Genomic DNA, 15308 nt, shown 5'->3' on the forward strand with positions numbered 1-15308 from the left:
CACGGAAAGCGTGCCATCCCCGCAGCCCGATCCAACTCATACTAGCATTAGGAAACTGAATCTTCTCCAATCCTGCCATAGGGCTAAATCAATCTACAATGAAAGTTTCCTATGTTTCTTAAACAAATGAATAAAATGAGGTGGACTCTAGTACGCTCTAATAGAAGGTTGAAGGGGGTACGTTATGCATAAATGGAAGAGTCGTTCGCCACTTGGTCAACTGCCGGCATTCAAAAAAGATCCACTGTCATTCCTGATGGAAATGGAAGAGACACAAAAGCCGGTTACAAGATTCAGATTTGCCCACAGGCCGGTTTTTATGTTGATGCATCCAGCCTTGATTCAAGAAGTACTCGTAAGAAAGGCGGACTTTTTTTACAAATCCAAACCTTTTCAGGAATTAGAGCCGCTTCTAGGAAAAGGCCTGTTATTGAGTGAGGGGCAGCTTCATAAACAGCAGCGCCGGAAAATCCAGCCCTTTTTTACTCCTAAACATATCCAGCGCTATTGTGAAACGATGGGGAGAGTCGTTAAGGACCATACCTCTCTCTGGAAGGAAGGCGACCGGCTGATTTCTGAAGATATCAGAAGTCTTACGCTCCAAATCATTACGGAAACGATGTTCGGTACAGAAGTGAGAGCAGATCATGATCTAGTGGGACAACAGCTGGATACAGCGATGGAAATCGCCACCCAAAGGATCCGTAGTGTTTATAAAACGCCACGTTCATGGAAGACGGTTCGTAACAAACTGTTCGATGATGCGGTCGATAAGTTGGACGAGGTGGTCTATTCAATTATCCATCAGTCGGGCGACCCCGGGGAGCACCTTCTCAGCGTCATGAAGGACGCTGAAGATGCCAACGGTAATAAAATGGATGACGGGCAACTCCGTGATGAAGTGATGACAGTATTTTTAGCCGGCCACGAAACAACAGCGTCGGCTTTGACATGGACTTTCCACTTACTCATGGAGCACCCCGATTGTTATCAGAAAGTCGAGAGTGAAGTGGAAGAGGTCCTTTCAAATGATACGCCATCCGTGGAAGAAACCGGGAACCTTTTGTATACGAGAAAAGTGCTCCTCGAAAGCATGCGCTTGTATCCACCGGCCTGGATGTTTGGACGACGTGCCAAAGAAGACGTGAACATTGGATCCACGTTCATTAAAAAAGGGGCGACCGTTATGGTCAGTCCTTATCTGATGCATCGTCACCGGAGATATATCGACTATCCAGAGGAATTCCTTCCTGAACGCTTTGAGGATGGACGTCTCCTTGGTGGGCCTGATTATTTGTATTTGCCATTCGGGGGCGGCCCCCGCGTATGTATCGGACAGCACTTCGCTATGCTTGAAATGCTCGTCATTCTCTCGTCCCTGATCAAATCGTTCACGTTTGATCCTTCTTTTGACGATTCTCCTGTAAAGGCCGAGCCATTAATCACGCTTCGAATGAAGCATGGCTTGAAACTTCACCTCTCAAAAAAGGAGTCAGGGGTCAAGTAACTCGTTATTTTCTGTACCCTGTCTTTCTGTTCATGTACAATAACAACAGATGAAATGACAGGGATTGAAGGTGTTACTATGAAAACCATCATTATTGGAGCAGGAATATTAGGGGCGTCTACAGCCTATCATCTGGCGAAAAAAGGAGAAGAAGTGCTCGTCATCGACCGGAATGATCCGGAACAGGCGACGCGGAATGCCGCTGGAATTGTCTGTCCGTGGCTGACAAACCGAAGCAACAAAGTGTGGTATCCCCTTGTCACGGGTGGGGCGAAATATTACCCTGCTTTAATGGAGGAGCTTGCTGAAGCTGGGGAAACAAAAACCGGATATAAGCGAGTGGGAGCCATCAATATCTTTGATACGGAAGAAAAGTTGGAAAAGAAACGGCGGGTTGCTCTCGAAAGGAAAGAGCAGGCTCCGGAAATGGGGGAGATTACCTGCCTTTCCCCACAAGAAACGAAAGAGATGTTCCCACCTGTAGCGGAACACTATCGAGCGCTTCACATCTCGGGAGGTGCTCGAGTGAATGGGGCGGAAGTGACATCCTCTTTATTAAAGGCAGCCAGGAAAAGTGGAGCGACTTTTATAAGTGGTGAAGCTGCGTTTTTGTATGATAATAAGCGTGTAGAAGGGGTCTATGTAAATGGAGAAAAAAATCTTTTCTGACCGGATTGTTGTCGCCAACGGAGCTTGGACGAAGCAGTTATTCGAACCGTTAGGAATGAGCCCGAATGTCACCTTTGAAAAAGCGCAAATCGTCCATGTGGATATGGAAGATTACGATACGGAGAATTGGCCTGTGATGCTCCCGCCGTTCAACCACTATATTCTCACCTTTGGCAAAGGACGGGTCGTCATTGGCGCAACGAAAGAGAAGGCGTCTGACTCCAGCGTCACCGCAGGATCTGTCCATCAGCTGATGGATAAAGCTCTCCGTGTAGCTCCTGGACTTGCGAACGCCACTTATATCAAAACAAATGTCGGGTTCCGGCCCTTCACCCCGGATTCAACACCGGTGATTGGAAAAGTGCCGGGGCATGAAAATGTAGTGGTGGCTAATGGTTTAGGTGCATCGGGTCTGACAAGTGGACCTTATATTGGAGCTGAGCTTGCAAACTTCTTGTTAGGTGAAGATACCGAACTCGATTTTACGAACTATACAGCTGATCATTTATTTGAATAAACACAAAAAAAGGTTCCCTCAACAAATGAGGAAACCTTTTTTTGTACGGCTTTATGATTCGAAAAAACATGGCTAACAGTTTTCTAATAGTTTTCTGCTTTTTGAACGTCACTGCTTGTTTCTGGTTCACTGACTTGTTCTTCATCCGGTGGATAGGTTCGCTTAACGAAGAAAGCCAGAATTAACCCGGCAAGCGACAAAGCAGTAACGATAAAGAAGGCAATATTCACTCCGTAAATCGCAGGATGGTCGATCGTCGGATTGCTTTCGGCAGATTGAGCGGTTGTCGTCATCACCGTAACAAGAATGGCTGTTCCGACAGAGGCTGCTACCATCCGCATCGTGTTGCTCATAGCGGCCCCGTGGGGAATGAGTTTTTTAGGCAATTGATTCAATCCCGCCGTCGTCACTGGCATCATGACCATCGATAATCCAAACATGCGGATCGCGTATAGTACAGTGATCGTTGTAAATGTCGTTTCAATATTCAAGAATGAAAAGGCGAGAGAAGCCCCTGTAATAATCGTGAGTCCGACAACAGCGAGCATACGTGCCCCGATTTTATCAAAAATTCGGCCGGTGATCGGTGACATGAATGCTGTGATGACTGCTCCCGGAAGCAGGGCGAGACCGGATTCAAAGGCAGAAAAATCGCGCATATCCTGCATGTATAACGGAATCAAGGTTTCTGCTCCGATCAATCCTAAGAAGGTAATCATGGCAATAACGGTCGTGATCGCAAAGACTGGGTACTTGAAGACACGGAACTCAAGCATCGGGTGGTGCATCCGTAATTGTCTTCGAATGAATAAGGTTAAGGTTACCGCGCCAATGACCAAGACCGTTACTGTGTCGATGCTCGTCCACCCCTGGTTTCCAGCGAGTGTGAAACCGTATAATAGTCCTCCGAAACCTATGGAAGAAAGAATGATGGAAACCGGATCGACCTTAGGATAGGAGAGTTCGGTGACATTTTTCAGGATGAAATAGGCGAGAACAATAATTAAAAGGGCCAAAGGTAAAATCATCCAAAACAAATATCTCCAAGAATAGGCGGAGGTAATATAGCCGCTTAGCGCAGGTCCGATCGCTGGTGCGAATGAAATGACAAGTCCGATGTATCCCATGGCCGCCCCGCGTTTATGGACAGGGAAAATCATGAGAAAGACGGTCTGCATCAAAGGAAGCATTACACCGGCACCTGCAGACTGGACGACTCTACCTAAAAGCAGGAGGGGGAAGTTCAATGCCAGTCCACCAAGAATCGTTCCGAATGCAAATACACCCATAGCAGAGATGAAAAGCTGCCTCGTTGTGAATCGTTCGATAAGGAAAGCACTGACAGGGATCATCACACCGTTCACGAGCATGAAAACAGTGGTCAGCCACTGGGCGGAGTTCGCTGTCACATTCATCTCATCCATGATGGGAGGAATGGCTGTAATCATAAGGGTCTGATTTAATATCGTAATAAAGGAACCAGCGAGTAAAAGGGCTGCCATCAGCACTTTGTTGGTGCCTTTGGATGTCATAATGTCGTCCTCCTATGAATCAACTAATATAACATTATACTCCTCGCTATGATCGGAGGACAACTCATCCAACTCAGTTTACCAGTTTAATATTATGTAAACTATACTGTGGTTTTCTGCCGAAATCTCTTGACCATTACTTGGATTAGAATAGGGGGAGAATACTCTTATCCAGTACCATATCCGAGACAATCGTAATAGGAGAACATCCTTGGAAGAGCGCATTCCAAGGATGTTCTCCTATTTTACAAAGGTATTTGCAAGCGTGATCTTGGATGAGTAATCAGATTCCTTCTCTAATAAAATGGTTATTGATGGACGCAAAAAAACATATAACCCTAGAGCCTGTGTCTATGCCTATTTGCATGGATTCCCCTATATGTTTTGCGTCCTACAGAATGGTACTCGATGTTTCTTCCCTCGAAGTCCTCGCGTGCATAACAATTGCGCCCATCGAATAGGACGGGTTCCTTCATGGTGTTTTCATAGACTTCTAAAGGTAAGTCACTTATGGAAGGCCATTCCGTACAGACCATTGCAAAGTCGGCCCCCTTTAAGACCTCATGGATCGAATCGGTCACAGGGCAGAAGGGGATACGTTTGACTACAGGGTCATAAGCGACAGGTGTGGCCCCGAGTTCCTGCAGACGTGCGATCAGCGAAACGGCCGGAGATTCACGGACATCATCCGTATTCGGTTTGAAAGCCAGTCCAAGAACCGCTACTCTTTTTCCTCTCAAACTTCCATAACGTTTGCGTGCTTTTTCAATCAAGAGATTCTTCTGCCTTTCATTCACATCAATGACTGTAGATAGAAGCTTGAACGGGTGACCGGTTTCCTTTGCGACCTGCACCAGAGCTTTCGTGTCTTTTGGAAAACAAGAGCCGCCGTATCCGATTCCTGCCCGTAGGAATTGTTCCCCTATGCGGACATCCATTCCCATTCCTTGGGCCACTTGTTCTACATCTGCTCCCAACTCCTCACAAACGGAAGATATTTCATTGATAAAACTGATCTTCGTCGCCAGAAAAGCATTGGACGCATATTTGATCATTTCCGCACTCAAGGGGTCTGTCTGCAGGATTGGTGTTTTGATCTTGCTGTAGATTTCCTCTAATCGTTGTCCTGCACGGACATCTGAAGAACCTATGATCATACGGTCTCCGTAAAAGAAATCATTGATCGCAGACCCCTCTCTTAGGAACTCTGGATTGGATATGACGTGGTGGATACGTTCCGTTCCAGACTGAATCCATGACTGGACCTGCTTATTTGTTCCAGGAGGGACGGTACTTTTAATGATGACCAGAGTCCCATCGCCGACATAATGGGAAAGATCATGGACTGCACTCTTTAGGTAAGAAAGATTGGCAGACCCATCCTTGTTCTCAGGTGTTCCGACGGCAATGAAAATAGCCTCAGCCTGTGGAATGGCTTCTTTCAGGATGGTCGTGAATCGCAGTCGTTTTTCACGGAGGCTGGATTGCAACAAATCTGGAAGACCGGGCTCATGAAGGGGACAACACCCGTCTTGGAGGGAGGAAATCCTTTCTTCGTCAATGTCCACACAAGTGACTTCATGACCAAGACTCGCAAGGCAGGTCCCCGTGACCAAACCGACGTAACCCGTTCCGATGACCGCGATTTTTCTCATATTCATCTTCTCCTATCCCTAAGCGAAGGAGGCGAGTTTAGCATCGCCGATCGCTTCATTATAATCTCTCATGAGCTGATCGAAAATTTCTTCCCACGATCTCCGGAGTGCCTCTTGACGAGCTTGTATCCTCATCGATGCTAGTTGTTCTTGATCAGAAAGAAGATCTATAATTCCTTGAGTGAAGGAGTAATCATCATTCGGTGTACACAACAATCCTGTTTTGCCATGGTCCAAGATTTCTTTGACACCACCAGCGTTTGCTGCGACTACGGGTGTCCCGGAGGATAAGGATTCGAGAACGACGTTACCGAATGTTTCGGTGGCTGAGGGAAAAACAAATAGCGTGGAGGAAGCATAAATGCGAGCAAGACTTTCTCCATCCTGATAACCTGCGAACGTCATGTTGTGTGGGGCAATCGATTGAAGGTGGTTTCGTAAGGGGCCGTCTCCTACGATCAGCCAGTGAATGTTTTTATTCAAGTTATGGGGGAGTGCCTTGGCCACATTTATGAGGGTGTCGAGTCCTTTTTCCGGCGCGAGTCTTCCGACATAAGTTAATAGAATAGGGGCGTCGATTTTGAAATGTCTTCTTACGATGTCATCCCTATGAGCGGGTGAAAAGTGCTCATGATCCACACCTCTTTGCCACAGGCCGATATTATGAAGACCGTGCAGCTCTAGTTCTCTTTTTGTATGAAGGGAAGGGACAAGCGTTTTTTTGAAAGGCTGATGGAACCATTGCATATATTTCCAGACAAATGGGGAGAGGAAAGATAACTTGTAATAGTCTAAATATTGGTCGAAGTGCGTATGATAAGAACCCACGAGTGGAATGCCCATCTTCTTTCCAAAGTGCAGCCCGGCGAGTCCCAGGTTAAAGGGAGTGGCGATATGAATCAGGTCGGGCTGAAAATCGTTAAGGTCTCTTTTGATTTTAATCAAATTTGGAAGCGCCAGACGGCATTCAGGGTATAACCAGAAAGGGACGCTGTTAAATCTATGAATATGATCCACGTACTCCTCATTGCTACGCACGTCTGGAGCATACACCCTGTAGGGGATGCGTTTCTTTTCGAGATATTCGCTCCACCGTTTTAACGTACGAGCGACTCCATTGACCTGCGGTACATACGTATCTGTGAAGATCGCCACTTTCACCTTCCATTCCCCCTTTTAACCGAAGAGCGCTGCGTCCTTGTCCTTCGGTACTTATCTATTCGCTGGAAAAAGGGTTTATGCAGGAAAGGGAAGAATGGAACACAACTTTACATGAACTTGATAAAAGGAAGAGAACGACAAAAAAACCTGCCTATGCAGGTTTTTGTCAGAAGAATATGGAGGCTGCTTCCGGGTTGGGTTGGAAAGTATGGCGATGGAATGAAGAGAGTTTCGTGGAAGGCTGTGTATAATTACGCTGATTTTTTTGTAAGAGAGTGTTGGCTTACGGCTTTTAAAAGGGTCATCTTGTCTTGGTTTGTCAACTTGTTCCAAATGCCCACTTTAATGTTCATCGTAGGTTTCCTCCTCAAAATTTAATGGGGCTAGCAAATGTTAGACGAACAGACCTCACCGCTTTGTTCATACTTAGCATATACCGTCATTTAAACAAGATTAAACAACAAAAATATCTACAAAATTCGAGTGTCTCAACGTTTTGAAGAAGGTTCAGGCATAAAAGTGTCGAATATGTTTAAGGAGCCAGTAATAAAACATAGAATCCGGGCTCAAAAGCTGAGAAATTGTAAAATAGAAAAGGAGGAAGTTTTCATGATTTCTTATCAAGTTCAATCAGAAAAAGGTTTTTCTGAGAAAATCGGGGAACTCGTATGTATGCTTGAACACGCACGTGCGGTGACGATCCAGGAAGTAGCGGACCTCACGCAGGAAGAACTTGATGAGTGCGAAACCGGTGGGAACTCCATTGGTATGCTTCTCTCCCACATGGCAGCGATTGAGTTTGTCCATCAGGTCATCAGTTTTGACGAGAGGGATTTAACGACAGAGGAACAGGAAGAGTGGGGAGCGGCACTTGAACTGGGGGACAAGGCACGCGCGAAGTTCCGTACTTTACCGGTGGACGACTATTTGGACCTCCTTGAGACGACGAGAGATACGACGCTTGAGTACTTGAAAGAAAAGGACGATGATTGGTTGTTTGAGGAACGCTCCTGACCGAACGGAGTGAAATACAACCCTTACTACCTCTGGTTTCATGTCATGGAAGATGAAATCAGTCACCGCGGACAGATCCGTGCCATGATCCGTTCGAATAAACAGCGGAAAATCAGTAGTTTCTAACATAAAAAAGTAGTTTTATAAGATCATACTAAAATAGAACTTCCTTACCATAGGAAGTTCTATTTTTTAGTATGGAACGATGCATTCACATACTCGTTCACTCAATCAGAATGCTGTCCAATACCCTTTCCGCCTCTTGTTTGTAAGGTATTTAATCTCTCCATTCCCGTTATAATTGGTTTTGCACGACGGATTAACGATTGTGTAGTTTCAAGATTCAGAGAATCTTGATGAGCTTCTTCGCTCTTCCACATTTCATAAACATAAACAGCATTTGATTCACTTTCAGAAATATTCACGAGATAGACCTCGCATTCATCAAGGTTTTTCAAGGATTCTGCTGCTTCCAACAAAAGATTTACCATTGTATCACGTTCGCCTTCTTGTACAGTAAACTTACCGAACAAACTGAATTTGCTCATGATCGTCCTCCTTTTTTGATGACCTGTTCAATGTTCTACAACCGTACTCCAATCACCTTTTATTTCACAGCTCTTACTAATAAAGGTTCTACATAGCATTAAAAGGAACCGGCCCCCCTACAATTCGTAGCGGAGCCGCTTCTTTTTAACTCTACAGTCTATGACGGTTATGAGCATCATTTTTATGTGATATAGTTTTCTGATCTCTTGAGGTAATCCTCAATGGCTTCCTCCAAGGGGCGGAATGACTCGTTCCAGAACGTCCGTGTATTTAGGTCTTGGCCGAGAAAGGCTGCGCACAGTTCATCCATCGGCAGATCTCCGGAACGACCCAACAAGCCATCGTACTTTTCAGGGAATGACGCAGGGTGTTCTTTGTATTGTGAGTACATGCCATTACTGAACAGATAACCGATGGTGTAGGGAATGTTATAAAAAGGTTTTTCGGTATCATAGAAATGAGGAATGCTCATCCAATGATAAGCATTCACCTGTTCCAGCTGGTCTCCGAACCAGTCCCTTTCTTTTGCTTCCATTAAATCGATCATCTCTGAAGAGGAGAGCTTTCCTTGTTTCCGCTTATCATAAAAATCCTTTTCAAATTCAAATTTTGCTGGGATGAACGTGGTGTATTTCAGTCCGTTGAGTATTTTCATTTCTAAGAGGGAGAGGGCGTCTTCTTCTGTTTTTGCAAGATCAATGGCCGCGTCCAGTACAAGATTCTCTGCGAACGTGGACGCTGTTTCTGCAAGCCCTGTCCCTGCATGCTGGGCAAATCCGGGTTGTTCATGAAGCAACGTATTGTGATAAGCATGTCCAAGTTCATGCGCCAAGGTCACGACATCCTGATACGTTCCGTGGAAAGAAAGGAGTACCCGGCTTTCTTTCGCATGCGGTAATGAGGCGCAAAAGGCACCTTGGCGCTTGTTTTCATGTGGCTCCGCATCGATCCATCCGTCCTGCAAAGCCTGTTTAGCAAAGTTTCCGAGTTTCTCACTATATTGAGAGAACTGCTTGATCACTATTTCCGTTGCCTCTTCATATGTAAGTGTTGTCTTAGCTGTGAAAGAAGGTGCATATAAATCATACCAGTCCGGGTTTGCAATATTATCGATCTGGGCTTTTCTTTTCAGGAATTGATACAGAAGATCCTTATGGTCGTGCAGAGCTTCCATCATGCTGTTGATAGAGGGTTCTGTAATTCTGTTCTGCTCATACATTTCTTTCAGGGGATTCGTCCAACCTCTTAGCTCATATAGATCATTCCTGAAACCGGCGAAATGGTTAAAAATAAGGGCGAAACGGTCCTGGTTTTGTTTGCAAACCTCCATGATGGACGCTGCAATGGAAGAACGGACAGAACGATCCTTGGACAACATCGCCTTCATGAATGCCATATCAAATGACAATTCTTTTCTCTCACCACCTTCTTCCACGGGTACACGAAGGCGGGCAAATTCCTGCTCATAAAGATCTTCCCATCCCTCGAAGCCATTTATAGACAATGTGTGGATGGCCTGTTCCAATTTGGGTGCTAACCGCTCTTCAATCTGCCTTCTCCGCTCCATTAGAGAAGTGCGGATCCCGGCCAGTTCCTCTGCTTGGATCCATTCATGCCAGGAAGATTCATGGATGGCAGCGATATATTGGTCGAAGGTCAGTAACAAAGTTTCCATTTTTGCTTTTAATCTTTGACTTTGATCCATAAAGTAGTGGCCATTACGATCCTGAACATCTTGAGAGGATAGGCAGATTGCGTATTCATCGATCGCGAAAACATCAGAGTAAAGCTTTTGTACTTCTTCTACAGTCAGTAGAAAATCTTTGAAGTCATCGGGAGTTTTTGAGTTCTTTATCTGGTCATGAAGAGCTTCCATTTGTTCATTCTTTAGTTGCAGTTCATGCTCAAGCCCATCAGGAAAAAGACGCTCCAGATCCCATTTTTTCATTACCGTATTTTTCATATCATTCCTCCTAAGGTTTTGATAGTATTAGTGTAATCCACTTTGGAAAAATCTTCATCATCCTCAAGACGGACTCCTGCTCCCATTCCCTAAGCAGGAGTGCTATCAATGAATGCTTGTCAAATGCATATACGTTATATCTAATTAAAGAATAGGATAGGATTGTGTAAGGGCTATATTGAGATAACCGAGGTTCGTTACCAATTATGTGAGTCAGGGGTGGTTGGGAAGCTACTCGCTTTCCTGCGGGGATGGCGGCAAGCCTCCTCGGACTTCGTCCTGTGGGGTCAGCCAATCCATTCCCGCGGGAGTCTCGCAGCTTCCCAACCACCCCATTTGTTGAATGTGAGAAACAACCCTCTTTACTACGTAAGAATGCCTTCGATTATCCTGTTGTTATAAGCTTAAAAGCTCTATAACAAGCTTTCTGGGACGTAGAATCTTGTCTTTGGAAGTTTGTGTTCCTCCAATTAACATGTACATAAAAGCAGCTTATGCCAGAAGTCATTTCGAGATAATTATTTGGCAAAGGGACGGAGGGGAATGGCGAGGCACCTAAATTAAGTGTGCAGGCGTCTTGATCAGCGGCGTATGGACTGGACTGAGCTGGCGGAGATAAAGGAAACACGAAGAACGGAGTGATTCGATGTTGACTTATCGTACAGAAGCGAGGGAAGTCTCACTAGCCGCTAGGCGCCGGAACCGGATATCGAAGAGGAAAAAAGTGCTTGGTGAGACCCCGCAGGACGCAGTCCGAGGAGGCTCACCAAGCTCCCGCGGAAAGCGAGCCGTTCCCCGCAGCCCCCTATCCACCCAACAAAAGTCTCGAAATTGCGTCTTCCTCAACCTTTATGGAGGAAAATGATGATTTTTAAGGAGGAATAGTAGATGAAAGTGCCGTTCATAGATGGACACAATGATACGCTGATGAACTTTGAAGATGGGGTGAAGCCCTTCTTTACAGGGACGAAAAAAGGGCACATCGATTGGCCGCGAGGGAATCGTTCCGGCCTGGCCGCAGGCTTTTATGCCGTGTTCTGCCCGAACCCTGATACCGACCCACGCCCCGTCGCCTACAATACAGAGAAGGGTTATGAAAAACCGCTGCCACGACCTCTGTCTTATGCGTATGCTTATATATACACCAACAAAATGATTGCGCGTTTCTTAAAAATGGAAGCAGAATCTGGTGGGAAATTCAAAGCGGCCCGAACTGTTGGGGATCTAGAACGGGCGATCGCTGGAGAGTACATGGCCGGAATTTTACATATTGAGGGAGCAGAAGGCATCGATGAAGACTTGCATGCGTTGTCTGTATTATACGAAGCAGGGTTGCGTTCCGTCGGTCCTGTCTGGAGCAGAGCGAACGCATTCGGGGAGGGAGTTCCGTATCGTTTCCCATCCTCTCCAGACACAGGTCCCGGCCTTACACAAGCTGGGAAAAACCTTGTGCGGGAGTGTAACCGGTTAGGAATCATGATTGACCTTTCTCATTTGAATGAAAAAGGGTTTTGGGATGTCGCCGCCATCAGTGATGCTCCACTGGTAGCTACTCATTCCAATGCCCACCGGTTGTGTCCGGTCACCCGGAACCTGACAGACAAACAAATCGATGCCATCGGTGAGTCGAACGGTTTGATCGGGGCCACCTATAGCATTAATCCCAATATGGTGACAGAAGATGGCGAGAGTAACGAAGGAGCCGCTTTATCTGACATCACGAAACATATCCATTACATGGTGGATCGCATCGGAATCGACCATGTCGCTTTAGGTTCAGATTTTGATGGAACCCGGGTGCCGGCAGCTCTTAAAGATGTGACCGGGGTGCCTAGATTATTTGATCAATTGAAAAAAGAAGGGATGGGCAGGGAAGATATCGAAAAAATCGCCTATAAAAATTGGCTTCGTGTACTAAAGGAAACATGGAAGGACAACAGCTGATTCAAGCGTCCTATAGAAAAAAAGACGAGAATGCCCTCAGAGGAGGGGGTTCTCGTCTTTTACTTGCCATCCTTTATTAAGCTCTATGTTTTTGATAGGTGATTCCTCTTGTCAGTGTCTGCATTTGCTTGTAAGTCTGCTCCGTCAATGAAGGAGATTCAAGGTAGCGCAAGTTGTCATTCAACTGCTCCACTGAGCTTGCTCCAAAGACAGCAGTTGCAACTGTAGGGTTTTGCAGCACATATTGAAGCGCGAGCGTTTCTGCCGTTTTTTCGTCAGTGGTGAACGACTGCCACTGCTTTGCGATTTCCAATACTTCTTCCTGGCTGTACTCTAAAAATCCATTTTCTGCTTTTTCCTGGGCTTTTTCCTGTCCTTTTGATGATAGCATCCCTTTTGCTAGCGGGCCCCTTGCCAGGACACTAATTTCATTGTCTGAAAGCAGTTCGAGTATCTCTTCTTCCGGCCTGCGGTCAAGAGCATTGTACTGCATCATCACACTGACGATGTTGGATTTTTCTACATATTCTTTGATGACATTCGGCCGGATCGATGAGATGCCGTATTCTCTGATCAAACCTTCTTGCTTGAGCTCTTCAAAAGCTTCGATGCTTTCCTCTATCGGATCATCGATGGTCCCGCCATGCAGCTGGTAAAGGTCGATATAATCGATTCCCAGTCGTTTCAAGCTGTCTTTCACACCTTCTATGATGTGTTTTTTGGACGGGTCCCAGTGCCAGTCCTTTTCATCAGGATTAAAGTTGTTGCCGACTTTCGTTCCGATCACTAGGTCGTCTCTCTTTCCTTTGATTGCTTCCCCTACGATTTTTTCGTTTTCCCCAAAGTCGTATAAGTCGGCCGTATCTAAGTAATTGATGCCGGCATCGACGGCTCGGTCGATGATGTCTTTTGCTTTGTTATGATCGGTCCCGAGCGACATGCACCCTAGACTGATTTCTGACACGTATAAATCTGAAGATCCTAGTTGACGTTTGTTCATGTAATCATCCTTTCCATTTAAGTGTAGCGGATTGTTCCGGTTCCATGCCACTCCTGTGATAAAATGACGATAGGAACAAGAGAGGATGAATGTTTTGAAGAAATTTGAAGAGAAAACATATGAAACCGAAACGATTTATAAAGGTAAAATTGTTCAATTGGATATCGACAGTGTTACTTTACCCGATGGCAACACATCTAAACGAGAACTGATCCGTCACCCAGGAGCTGTGGCCGTCATCGCAGTCACTGAAGAAGGAAAGCTCGTTTGTGTGGAGCAGTACAGGAAACCGATGGAGAAAAGCATCATCGAAATCCCTGCAGGTAAGCTTGAGCCTGGGGAAGAACCGAAAACATGTGCGCTTAGGGAACTGGAAGAGGAAACAGGGTACACATCCGATGACCTTGAATTCATTACCTCTTTCTACACTTCTCCTGGTTTTGCTGATGAAATCGTTCATCTTTACTTTACCGACGAGATCAAACCGATGGAGGAGCAGCCGGATGGGGATGAAGATGAGTTTGTAGAGCGAATGGAACTGACGGTCGAGGAAGCAGAAGCTTTGGAAAAAGAAGAGCGGATCCATGATGCGAAAACCGCCTATGCCATCCTTTATATGAAATTGAGAAATGCAAGGTGATGGATACGTTTTTCGTCGATCTACATATTCACATCGGGAGGGATTGGAACGGAAAGCCTGTGAAAATCACAGGGTCCAAATCGCTGACACTCTCGAATATCCTTGAAGAAGCGACGAATCGAAAAGGGCTCGATATGGTTGGTGTCATTGATGCTCAGGCCCCTTCCGTACAGGAAGAAATGTTGGATCTTATTGACCGAGGGAAAGCAGTGGAATTAAAGGAAGGAGGAATTCGTTATCAAGATACGGTCCTCCTTCTTGGTTCTGAAATCGAAGTATATGATGCGGCTTGTTCCGGTCCCATTCATGTGCTCTGTTATTTCCCGACAGTGAATCAAATGAGGGCGTTCACCGCGTGGCTTTCTCAGAAGATGAAAAATGTCAATTTAAGCTCTCAACGTTTTTATGGCACCGCTCGCGAGCTCCAGCAATATGTGAAAGAACATGAGGGGATCTTCATTCCTGCTCATGTTTTCACTCCTTTTAAAAGCCTTTATGGAAAAGGAGTGAAAGAAACTTTAAGGGAAGTGCTTGATCCTGACAAAATCGACGCCGTAGAACTCGGGTTGAGCGCTGATACGGACATGGCTGATTTGATCGGGGAACTGGAACCGTACACTTACGTGACCAATTCGGACGCTCATTCCTTAGGGAAGCTTGCACGGGAATATCAGCAGGTGGATTTAAAGGCATTGAATTTTGAGGAATTGCGGCTGGCTCTCCATAACCAGGAGGGAAGGAAAGTCGTAACCAATTATGGAATGAGCCCCGCCATGGGGAAATACCACCAGACCGTTTGTGCCAAATGTCTGTCTCCAGCTGAGCTTTCTACTTCTCAATGTGGAGCATGTGGATCGAAAAAGATCGTCAAAGGCGTGAAAGACCGTGTGGAGGAGCTGAAATCTAGTTCCCAAAAGAAAGAGAGACCTCCATATATCTATCAAGTGCCTCTATCATCTCTACCTGGAGTAGGGAAGCGTACCTACGAGAAATTAATGGATGCGTTTGGCACTGAAATGGCTGTGATCCATGAAGTTTCAAGGGAAGAATTGAAGACGGTCATCCCTGAACAAGTGGCTGGACGGATCATGGCCATGAGAAAAGGTACACTCACCATCCAGGCAGGTGGGGGCGGAAGATATGGAAGAATTCAATAG

General features: G+C 45.8%; 10 protein-coding genes and 2 pseudogenes. 6 read left to right on the plus strand and 6 right to left on the minus strand.

Features of this window, described 5'->3' with window-relative positions; translation table 11 throughout:
• Positions 1–184 precede the first annotated feature (184 nt).
• On the plus strand, positions 185–1507 hold the full coding sequence (locus LC065_RS13930; protein ID WP_226589980.1) for a cytochrome P450: 1323 nt from the start codon (positions 185–187) through the stop codon (positions 1505–1507).
• A 78-nt stretch (positions 1508–1585) separates the two neighbouring features.
• A pseudogene (locus tag LC065_RS13935) lies at positions 1586–2693 on the plus strand (NAD(P)/FAD-dependent oxidoreductase).
• An 83-nt stretch (positions 2694–2776) separates the two neighbouring features.
• Here the strand turns inward: LC065_RS13935 and LC065_RS13940 are convergent.
• The 3 genes from LC065_RS13940 to LC065_RS13950 all read right to left on the minus strand — a co-directional run bounded on the left by LC065_RS13940 (position 2777) and on the right by LC065_RS13950 (position 7041).
• Positions 2777–4225, minus strand: coding sequence for a DHA2 family efflux MFS transporter permease subunit (locus LC065_RS13940; protein ID WP_226589976.1), 1449 nt, complete (start codon positions 4223–4225; stop codon positions 2777–2779).
• A gap of 338 nt (positions 4226–4563) precedes the next feature.
• Complete coding sequence (locus tag LC065_RS13945) at positions 4564–5880, minus strand: UDP-glucose dehydrogenase family protein (RefSeq protein ID WP_226589975.1); 1317 nt, start codon at positions 5878–5880, stop codon at positions 4564–4566.
• Positions 5881–5898: 18 nt separating this feature from the next.
• Positions 5899–7041, minus strand: a complete 1143-nt coding sequence (locus tag LC065_RS13950; protein WP_226589973.1) for a glycosyltransferase family 4 protein — start codon at positions 7039–7041, stop codon at positions 5899–5901.
• Between the two features lie 609 nt (positions 7042–7650).
• Here LC065_RS13950 and LC065_RS13955 point away from each other — a divergent pair.
• Positions 7651–8181: pseudogene (locus LC065_RS13955) on the plus strand (DinB family protein).
• A 101-nt stretch (positions 8182–8282) separates the two neighbouring features.
• Here LC065_RS13955 and LC065_RS13960 read toward each other — a convergent pair.
• Entirely contained in the window at positions 8283–8603 is a 321-nt protein-coding gene (locus tag LC065_RS13960) for a putative quinol monooxygenase (protein ID WP_226589969.1), read from the minus strand.
• A 182-nt stretch (positions 8604–8785) separates the two neighbouring features.
• On the minus strand, positions 8786–10567 hold the full coding sequence (locus tag LC065_RS13965; RefSeq protein ID WP_306163492.1) for a M3 family oligoendopeptidase: 1782 nt from the start codon (positions 10565–10567) through the stop codon (positions 8786–8788).
• A gap of 888 nt (positions 10568–11455) precedes the next feature.
• Here LC065_RS13965 and LC065_RS13970 point away from each other — a divergent pair.
• The gene (locus LC065_RS13970) at positions 11456–12511 is read left to right on the plus strand and encodes a dipeptidase (RefSeq protein ID WP_226589964.1); all 1056 of its coding nucleotides are present in this window, start codon (positions 11456–11458) and stop codon (positions 12509–12511) included.
• A 76-nt stretch (positions 12512–12587) separates the two neighbouring features.
• Here LC065_RS13970 and LC065_RS13975 read toward each other — a convergent pair whose 3' ends face one another.
• Entirely contained in the window at positions 12588–13511 is a 924-nt protein-coding gene (locus LC065_RS13975; RefSeq protein WP_226589961.1) for an aldo/keto reductase, read from the minus strand.
• Positions 13512–13605: 94 nt separating this feature from the next.
• Between LC065_RS13975 and LC065_RS13980 the strand changes: the two genes are divergently transcribed.
• Both LC065_RS13980 and LC065_RS13985 read left to right on the plus strand, forming a co-directional pair.
• Complete coding sequence (locus tag LC065_RS13980) at positions 13606–14151, plus strand: NUDIX hydrolase (protein ID WP_226589960.1); 546 nt, start codon at positions 13606–13608, stop codon at positions 14149–14151.
• A complete protein-coding gene (locus LC065_RS13985) occupies positions 14151–15308 on the plus strand; it encodes an endonuclease Q family protein (RefSeq protein ID WP_226591648.1) in 1158 nt (385 codons plus the stop codon). Before LC065_RS13980 ends, LC065_RS13985 begins: the two co-directional genes overlap by 1 nt.

It is taken from the genome of Halobacillus litoralis, assembly GCF_020524085.2.
GTDB classification, from domain to species: Bacteria; Bacillota; Bacilli; order Bacillales; family Halobacillaceae; genus Halobacillus; species Halobacillus litoralis_E.